This window comes from Cellulosimicrobium cellulans (genome assembly GCF_001722485.1).
Lineage (GTDB): Bacteria > Actinomycetota > Actinomycetes > Actinomycetales > Cellulomonadaceae > Cellulosimicrobium > Cellulosimicrobium cellulans_A.
Window position 1 is genome coordinate 1 of record NZ_LWGL01000153.1, and the last position, 7,336, is coordinate 7,336.

General features: G+C 72.3%; 6 protein-coding genes and 1 pseudogene. 5 read left to right on the forward strand and 2 right to left on the reverse strand.

All coding sequences use genetic code 11. The annotated features are described in order from the left end of the window. A pseudogene (locus JZ5iCDA_RS13955) lies at nucleotides 1-234 on the forward strand (A/G-specific adenine glycosylase); the annotation flags it as partial. Between the two features lie 24 nt (nucleotides 235-258). Here JZ5iCDA_RS13955 and JZ5iCDA_RS13960 read toward each other — a convergent pair. Both JZ5iCDA_RS13960 and JZ5iCDA_RS13965 read right to left on the reverse strand, forming a co-directional pair. Then, entirely contained in the window at nucleotides 259-786 is a 528-nt protein-coding gene (locus JZ5iCDA_RS13960; protein ID WP_069387716.1) for an amino-acid N-acetyltransferase, read from the reverse strand. Nucleotides 787-858: 72 nt separating this feature from the next. Then, nucleotides 859-1,809 carry a sugar-binding transcriptional regulator gene (locus tag JZ5iCDA_RS13965; protein ID WP_069387717.1) on the reverse strand — a complete coding sequence of 317 codons (951 nt, stop codon included), beginning with the start codon at nucleotides 1,807-1,809 and terminating at the stop codon, nucleotides 859-861. Between the two features lie 238 nt (nucleotides 1,810-2,047). On the opposite strand from JZ5iCDA_RS13965, the gene JZ5iCDA_RS13970 reads away from it, so the two are divergent. From JZ5iCDA_RS13970 to JZ5iCDA_RS13985, 4 genes are all read left to right on the forward strand, one after another. Continuing rightward, on the forward strand, nucleotides 2,048-3,796 hold the full coding sequence (locus tag JZ5iCDA_RS13970; protein ID WP_069387718.1) for a glycerol-3-phosphate dehydrogenase/oxidase: 1,749 nt from the start codon (nucleotides 2,048-2,050) through the stop codon (nucleotides 3,794-3,796). Nucleotides 3,797-3,961: 165 nt separating this feature from the next. Next, nucleotides 3,962-4,696 carry an MIP/aquaporin family protein gene (locus JZ5iCDA_RS13975; protein ID WP_069387719.1) on the forward strand — a complete coding sequence of 245 codons (735 nt, stop codon included), beginning with the start codon at nucleotides 3,962-3,964 and terminating at the stop codon, nucleotides 4,694-4,696. Nucleotides 4,697-4,793: 97 nt separating this feature from the next. Continuing rightward, complete coding sequence (gene glpK, locus JZ5iCDA_RS13980) at nucleotides 4,794-6,311, forward strand: glycerol kinase GlpK (RefSeq protein ID WP_069387720.1); 1,518 nt, start codon at nucleotides 4,794-4,796, stop codon at nucleotides 6,309-6,311. A gap of 345 nt (nucleotides 6,312-6,656) precedes the next feature. After that, nucleotides 6,657-7,166, forward strand: coding sequence for a pyridoxamine 5'-phosphate oxidase family protein (locus tag JZ5iCDA_RS13985; protein ID WP_069387721.1), 510 nt, complete (start codon nucleotides 6,657-6,659; stop codon nucleotides 7,164-7,166). Nucleotides 7,167-7,336: the final 170 nt, after the last annotated feature.

The window sequence follows — 7,336 nt, forward strand, 5'->3', positions numbered from 1 at the left end:
GGCCGGCCCGCGGACGAGCACGCGGACCGGCGCCGGACGCAGGCGTGGGCGGGGACCGACCGTCAGGTGCGCGGCCGGGTCATGGCCGCGCTGCGCGACGCCGCCGGGCCGGTCCCCCGCGACTTCGTCGCGGCCGTGTGGCACGACCCGGCTCAGCTCGACCGCTGCGTCGCGAGCCTCGTCGAGGACGGCCTCGTCGAGCAGGACGGCGAGGCGCTGCGCCTGCCGGCGTGAGCGGCGGCAGGCCGGCCGGGTGCCTCAGCCGAGCTCGAGGAGCATGCGCGTGTTGCCGAGGGTGTTCGGTTTGACCCGGGCGAGGTCGAGGAACTCGGCGACGCCGTCGTCGTGGGAGCGCAGCAGCTCGGCGTAGACCTCGGCCGACACGGGCGTGCCCTCGATCGGTCGGAACCCGTGCCGCTCGAAGAAGCGGACCTCGAACGTCAGGCAGAAGACCCGCCGCAGACCGAGCGCCCGGGCGCGCGCGAGCAGCTCGCCGACGAGCGCGTCGCCCACCCGCCGCCCGCGCCACGCAGGGTCGACGGCGAGCGTGCGGACCTCGGCGAGGTCGTCCCACATCACGTGCAGCGCGCCGCACCCCACGACGCCCGGCTGCGCGTCCGCGACCACGAACTCCTGCACCGACTCGTAGTACCCGACCATCTCCTTGGCGAGGAGGATGCGCTCCTCGGCGTACGGCTGCACGAGCGTGCGGATCGCGCGGACGTCCGCCGGCAGCGCCGGGCGGACGCGGACCGGCGGGACGTCGGCGGAGGGCTGGGGCGGCACGGCGTCACTGTACGCCGGGACCCCGGGCCGTGCATACCTATCCATGTGCGCGCATACCCATCCTGTGGGCGATCAGCCGCCCGCGACGAGCCGCGACGCCGTGATCTCGTCGATGACGAGGTCCGTCACCACGCCGGCGCGGAGCGCGGCACGCAGCGGCGCGACCTTGTTGTCGCCCGCGACCGCGCACACGCGCCGCGGCACGCGGCGCAGCTCGTCCGGCGACGGCCCGGTCGCGCGCTCGTTGAGCGCGACGTCCCGGTAGGTGCCGTCAGCGCGGAGGAAGACGGTGCACACGTCGCCGACGACACCCTCCTCCTCGAGCACCGCGATGTCCTCCGGCTCGAGGTAGCCGGCCGCGTAGACGTGCGACGGCACGCCGCCCGACACGGCCCCCACCGAGAAGAGCGCGATGTCGGCGCGGTGCTGGACGTCGAGCACGCGCCGCACCGACCGCTCGCGCCACATGGCGCGCTTGGTCTCGGCGTAGTCGAAGAAGGCCGGGACTGGGAAATGGTGCACGCGCGCGTCGAACGCCGTGCCGAACCCGGCGATGAGGTCGCCCGCGTAGTGCACGCCCGACGTCCGCGTGTTCGCCGCGCCGTTGAGCTGCACGACGGCGCTGCCCCGCATCGGCTTGCGGGGCAGGTGGCGCGAGACGGCCGAGAGGGTCGTGCCCCACGCGACGCCGAGGATCATGTCGGAGTCGAACCACGTCGAGAGCAGGCGCGCGGTGGTCATCGCGACCTGCTCGAGCCGGTCCACCTGCGCCGCCTGGTCCGGCACCGGCACGACGTAGGCGTCGACGCCCCACGCGCTCGCGATCTGCTGGCCGACCCCCGGCGCCCGGCTGCCGGTGGGCCGCAGGGAGATCTCGACGAGCCCCGTCTCGCGGGCGCGCTTGACGAGCCGAGAGACGGTCGACCGCGACGTGCGCAGGTGCTTGGCGATCGCCTCCATCTTCATGTCCTGCAGGTAGTACATCGAGGCCGCGCGCAGCACGTCCTGCTCCCGGTCGACCATGACGGCCCCTTCCCTCGCCCGGCTCCCATTGTGCACGTTCGTGCACAGCGCTTGCGCGTCCGTTCGCGGCGTGGTGATGTGAAGGACGTGCGGAGGCGTCGCGCGACGAGCGATGCCCTCTGAGCAGTGCGGTTCCCCTCGCGCACCTGTCGCGGAAGTGGGACCGTCGCTGTGAGCGCACCGGGTGCGTCGGCACCTCGGGGCGTACGCACGGCGGGCGACGAGAGAGGTTTGACGGATGGCATCCACGAGACTCACCGCGGAGTCGCGCCAGCAGGCGCTGGCCGCGCTCGAGGCGAGCACGACCCCGGACGCCGAGCTCGACGTCCTCGTCATCGGCGGCGGCGTCACGGGCGCCGGCATCGCGCTCGACGCCGTGACGCGCGGGCTGTCGACGGCGATCGTCGAGGCCCAGGACTGGTCGGCCGGCACGTCGAGCCGCTCCAGCAAGCTCGTCCACGGCGGGCTGCGCTACCTCCAGATGCTCGACTTCCACCTCGTCCACGAGGCCCTCACCGAGCGCGACCTGCTGCTCAAGGAGATCGCGCCCCACCTCGTGCGGCCGGTCCCCTTCCTGTACCCGCTCGAGCACCGCGTGTGGGAGCGCGCCTACGTCGGCGCCGGCATCGCGCTCTACGACACCCTCGCGAGCGTCGCCCCCGGCAAGCGCGCCATGCCGATCCACCGGCACCTGAGCCGGCGACGCATGGAGAAGAAGTTCCCCGACCTCGCCCACGACGCCGCCGTCGGCGCGGTCCAGTACTGGGACGCCTCCGTCGACGACGCGCGCCTCGTGAGCACGCTCGTGCGCACCGCGGCGTCCTACGGCGCGCACGCGGCGTCGCGCACGCAGGTCGTCTCGCTGACCAAGGGATCCACCGGCGCGGTGAACGGCGCCGTGCTCGTCGACCTCGAGACCGGCCACGAGCTCACCGTGCGCGCCCGGGCCGTCATCAACGCGACCGGCGTGTGGACCGAGGACACCGAGGCGCTCGCCGGCAGCGACGGCGGGCTGCGCGTGCTCGCGTCGAAGGGCGTCCACGTCGTCGTGCCGCGCGAGCGGATCAAGGGCCAGGTCGGCCTGATCCTGCAGACCGAGAAGTCGGTGCTCTTCGTCATCCCCTGGTCGCGCTACTGGGTCATCGGGACCACGGACACGCCGTGGGAGCACGACCTGCAGCACCCCGTCGCCACGTCCGCCGACATCGACTACGTGCTCGAGCACGCCAACGCCGTGCTCGCCCACCCGCTCACGCGCGACGACATCATCGGCACGTGGGCCGGCCTGCGGCCCCTGCTCCAGCCCGGCACGAAGGAGGGCACGAGCTCGGCGAAGGTGTCGCGCGAGCACACCGTCGCCTCCCCCACCCCGGGGCTCACCGTGATCGCGGGCGGCAAGCTCACCACCTACCGCGTCATGGCCAAGGACGCCGTCGACTTCGCGATCGGCCAGCGCGCGAGCGCCCTGCCGTCGATCACGCACACGATCCCGCTCCTCGGCGCGGTCGGGCTCGAGGCCGTGCGGCGCCAGGCGCGCCCGTGGGCGTCGCGGTACCGCTGGACGCCCGGCATGGTGGACCACCTGCTCCACCGCTACGGCTCGAACCTGCGCGAGATCGTCGAGCTGTGCGAGGCGCAGCCCGACCTCGCACGGCCCCTCGAGCACGCGCCGGCGTACCTGCGCGCCGAGATCGCGTACGGCGTGTCCCACGAGGGCGCGCTGCACGTCGAGGACCTCATGCTGCACCGCACGCGGCTCAACTACGAGGTCGGCGACCGCGGGCTCGCCGCCCTCCCCGAGATCGCCGACATCGCGGCCGGCCTCCTCGGGTGGGACGACGCGACGCGCGACGAGGAGGTGCGGCAGTACACCGAGCGCGCGAAGGCCGAGGCGGCAGCGGAGGAGCAGCCGGACGACGCGAGCGCCGAGCGCACGCGTCTCGAGGCGCCCGACGTCTCGCCGCTCCAGGCGCTGCGGGCCGGCTGAGGCCCTGCGCGCCCGACAACTGCATGACGGGTGCGGCCGGGACGACCCCCTCGGCCGCACCCCGCACCGCCCGGAGGACCCTCGCCCCGGGTGCACGAGGACCGCGACGCACCGAGCGTCGTCGGGGTTGCGACAGCGAAGTCCGATCAAGAAAGCGAGCACACGATGGACGTGTCAACAGGCGAGCTCCTCTTCTCCGAGTTCCTCGGCACCATGTTCCTGCTCCTCCTGGGTGCAGGCGTGGTCGCCAACGTGGTCCTGCCGCGGAGCAAGGGATTCAACGGCGGATGGCTCCTCATCAACTTCGGGTGGGGGCTCGCCGTGTTCGCGGGCGTCTTCGTCGCGTACAAGACCGGTGCCCACATCAACCCGGCGGTGACCTTCGGCATCTGGGCGAGCGGCGCCGAGGAGTTCGCCCCCGGCATCCCCGTCACGGCAGCCAACGGCTTCTTCTACGTCACCGCGCAGATGGCCGGTGCCGCCGTCGGTGCCGCCCTCGCCTTCCTCGCGTACAAGAAGCACTTCGACGAGGAGGCCCCCGGGGCGACCAAGCTCGCGGTCTTCTCCACGGGCCCCGAGATCCGCTCCCACGCGTGGAACCTCATCACCGAGATCATCGGCACGTTCGTGCTCGTGTTCGTCGTCCTCATGTTCGGCAACACGCCGCACGAGCTCGGCCCGCTCGCCGTCGCGCTGCTCGTCGTCGGCATCGGCGCCAGCCTCGGTGGCCCGACCGGGTACGCCATCAACCCGGCCCGTGACCTCGGCCCCCGCATCGCCCACGCGCTCCTCCCGATCAAGGGCAAGGGCAGCGGCGACTGGGGCTACTCCTGGGTCCCCGTGCTCGGCCCGATCATCGGCGGCATCCTCGCCGGCCTCCTCGCGCCCGTCTACTCCTGACCCTTTTCCCCGTCTCACCCTCGTCGTGCGGGCCGTCCGGGCCCGCACGACGCCGGCCCACCACCCCGTACACACCGACGTGAAGGACTGAACCACCATGGCCGACTACGTCCTCGCCATCGACCAGGGCACGACCAGCTCGCGTGCCATCGTCTTCAACCACTCCGGGGAGATCGTCTCCACCGGTCAGCTCGAGCACGACCAGATCTTCCCGCGGGCAGGCTGGGTCGAGCACAACCCCGAGCAGATCTGGAACAACGTGCGCGAGGTCGTCGGGCTGGCCCTGACGCGGGGGAACCTCACCCACGAGGACATCGCCGCCGTCGGCATCACCAACCAGCGCGAGACGGCGGTCGTGTGGGACAGGACCACCGGCAAGCCCGTCTACAACGCGATCGTCTGGCAGGACACCCGCACCCAGAAGATCGTCGAGGAGCTCGGCGGCTCCGAGGGCGCCGAGAAGTACAAGTCGATCGTCGGCCTGCCGCTGGCGACCTACTTCTCCGGCCCGAAGATCAAGTGGATCCTCGACAACGTCGAGGGCGCCCGCGAGAAGGCCGAGAAGGGCGACCTGCTGTTCGGCAACACCGACACGTGGGTCCTGTGGAACATGACCGGCGGCACCGAGGGCGGCGTGCACGTCACCGACGTCACCAACGCGTCGCGCACCATGCTCATGGACCTCGACACCCTCTCCTGGCGCGAGGACATCGCCGCCGACATGGGCATCCCCCTGTCGATGCTCCCCGAGATCCGCTCGTCGTCCGAGGTGTACGGCCACGGGCGCCCGCGCGGCCTCGTCCCCGGCGTGCCCATCGCCGGCATCCTCGGCGACCAGCAGGCCGCCACGTTCGGCCAGGCGTGCTTCGAGGTCGGCCAGGCCAAGAACACCTACGGCACCGGCAACTTCCTCCTGCTCAACACCGGCACCGAGAAGGTCATGAGCAAGAACGGCCTTCTCACCACCGTCTGCTACAAGATCGGCGACGCCGACGCCGTCTACGCGCTCGAAGGTTCCATCGCCGTCACCGGGTCGCTCGTGCAGTGGCTGCGCGACAACCTCGGCATGTTCGAGGACGCCCCCGACGTCGAGTGGCTCGCGCGCAAGGTCGACGACAACGGCGGCGCCTACTTCGTCCCCGCGTTCTCCGGCCTCTTCGCCCCCTACTGGCGCCCCGACGCCCGCGGCGCGCTCGTCGGTCTCACGCGGTACGTCAACCGCAACCACATCGCGCGTGCCGCCCTCGAGGCCACGGCCTACCAGAGCCGCGAGGTCGTCGACGCCATGAACGCCGACTCCGGCGTCGACCTCACCGAGCTGCGCGTCGACGGCGGCATGGTCGCCAACGAGCTGCTCATGCAGTTCCAGGCCGACCAGCTCGGCGTGGACGTCGTACGGCCCAAGGTCGCCGAGACCACCGCGCTCGGCGCCGCGTACGCCGCCGGCATCGCCGTCGGGTTCTGGAAGGGCGAGGAGGACGTCGTCGCGAACTGGGCCGAGGACAAGCGGTGGTCGCCGTCCGTCGAGCCGGGCGAGCGCGACCGCCTCTACCGGAACTGGAAGAAGGCCGTGACGAAGACGATGGACTGGGTGGACGAGGACGTCGAGGTGTAGTCCTCTCGTTCCCGCTCGCTCTCTCGCGGAGGTTCGCGCCTTCGCGTCCGGAGGGGGTGGGGTGGTGTCGCCGGTCTACCATCCGCGCGCTCGTCCCTCGCGCGCTCCCGCCAGACCCGCCACGACCGGCGACACCACCCCACCCCCTCCTTCCCTGTCCCCTTCTCCTGCACGACGACGCCGAGCGGCTCGGGCTTCCACCTCGCCCCGCGTCTTGAGGACGGCGGTTCGGGTTCGGTCCACCGGCGACGGTGGCGGGCGGTGTGCGGTCGGCGGGCGGGGCGGCGCGGACGTGCCTAGCGTCGGGAGTGGTCGCGGAGGGCGGCCACGAGGACGGGAGGCGTCATGACCGACACGCACCACGAGCAGCCGCACGCCGGGTCCGACAAGGTCGCGAAGGTGCGCGAGCTCGTCAAGGACGAGCGGATCGCCATGCTCACGACCGTCGCCGAGGACGGGAGCCTCGTGAGCCGGCCCATGGGCGTCCAGGCCGTCGACTTCGACGGCGACCTGTGGTTCTTCGCCGCCGAGGACTCCCACAAGGTCGCCGAGATCGCGCACGACTCCGCCGCGAACGCCGCGTTTTCGGGCAAGGGCTCGTGGGTGTCGCTCTCCGGCCGGGCGAGCGTCGTGCGCGACCGCGCCAAGATCCGCGAGCTGTGGAACGCCGTCGCCGACGCGTGGTTCCCCGACGGGCCCGACACGCCCGACGTCGTGCTCATCCGGCTTCACGCCGACACCGCGGAGTACTGGGACTCCCCCGGCGGGCGCGTCGCGACCCTGTTCCGGCTCGTCACGACGAAGGTCACGCACAAGCCTTACGAGGGCGGGGAGAACGAGACCGTCCGGCTCTGACCGGTCCCGGGCCTCAGACGACCTGGTCCCGGCGACCGCGCAGGAGCAGCAGCCCGCCCAGGACGAGCCCGCCGACGAGCAGCGTCAGCGGGTCGAGCGCAGCCCGGCCCGGCTCGTCCTGCGGGGCGGCGGCCGCGACCGCCGCGGCGTCGTCGCCGGTGCCGCCGTGC

Coding starts and splice junctions, on each gene's coding strand:
- glpK (WP_069387720.1), top strand. CDS start 4,794: ATGGCCGACTACGTCCTCGCCATCGACCAGGGCACGACCAGCTCGCGT.
- JZ5iCDA_RS13975 (WP_069387719.1), top strand. CDS start 3,962: ATGGACGTGTCAACAGGCGAGCTCCTCTTCTCCGAGTTCCTCGGCACC.
- JZ5iCDA_RS13985 (WP_069387721.1), top strand. CDS start 6,657: ATGACCGACACGCACCACGAGCAGCCGCACGCCGGGTCCGACAAGGTC.
- JZ5iCDA_RS13970 (WP_069387718.1), top strand. CDS start 2,048: ATGGCATCCACGAGACTCACCGCGGAGTCGCGCCAGCAGGCGCTGGCC.
- JZ5iCDA_RS13965 (WP_069387717.1), bottom strand. CDS start 1,809: ATGGTCGACCGGGAGCAGGACGTGCTGCGCGCGGCCTCGATGTACTAC.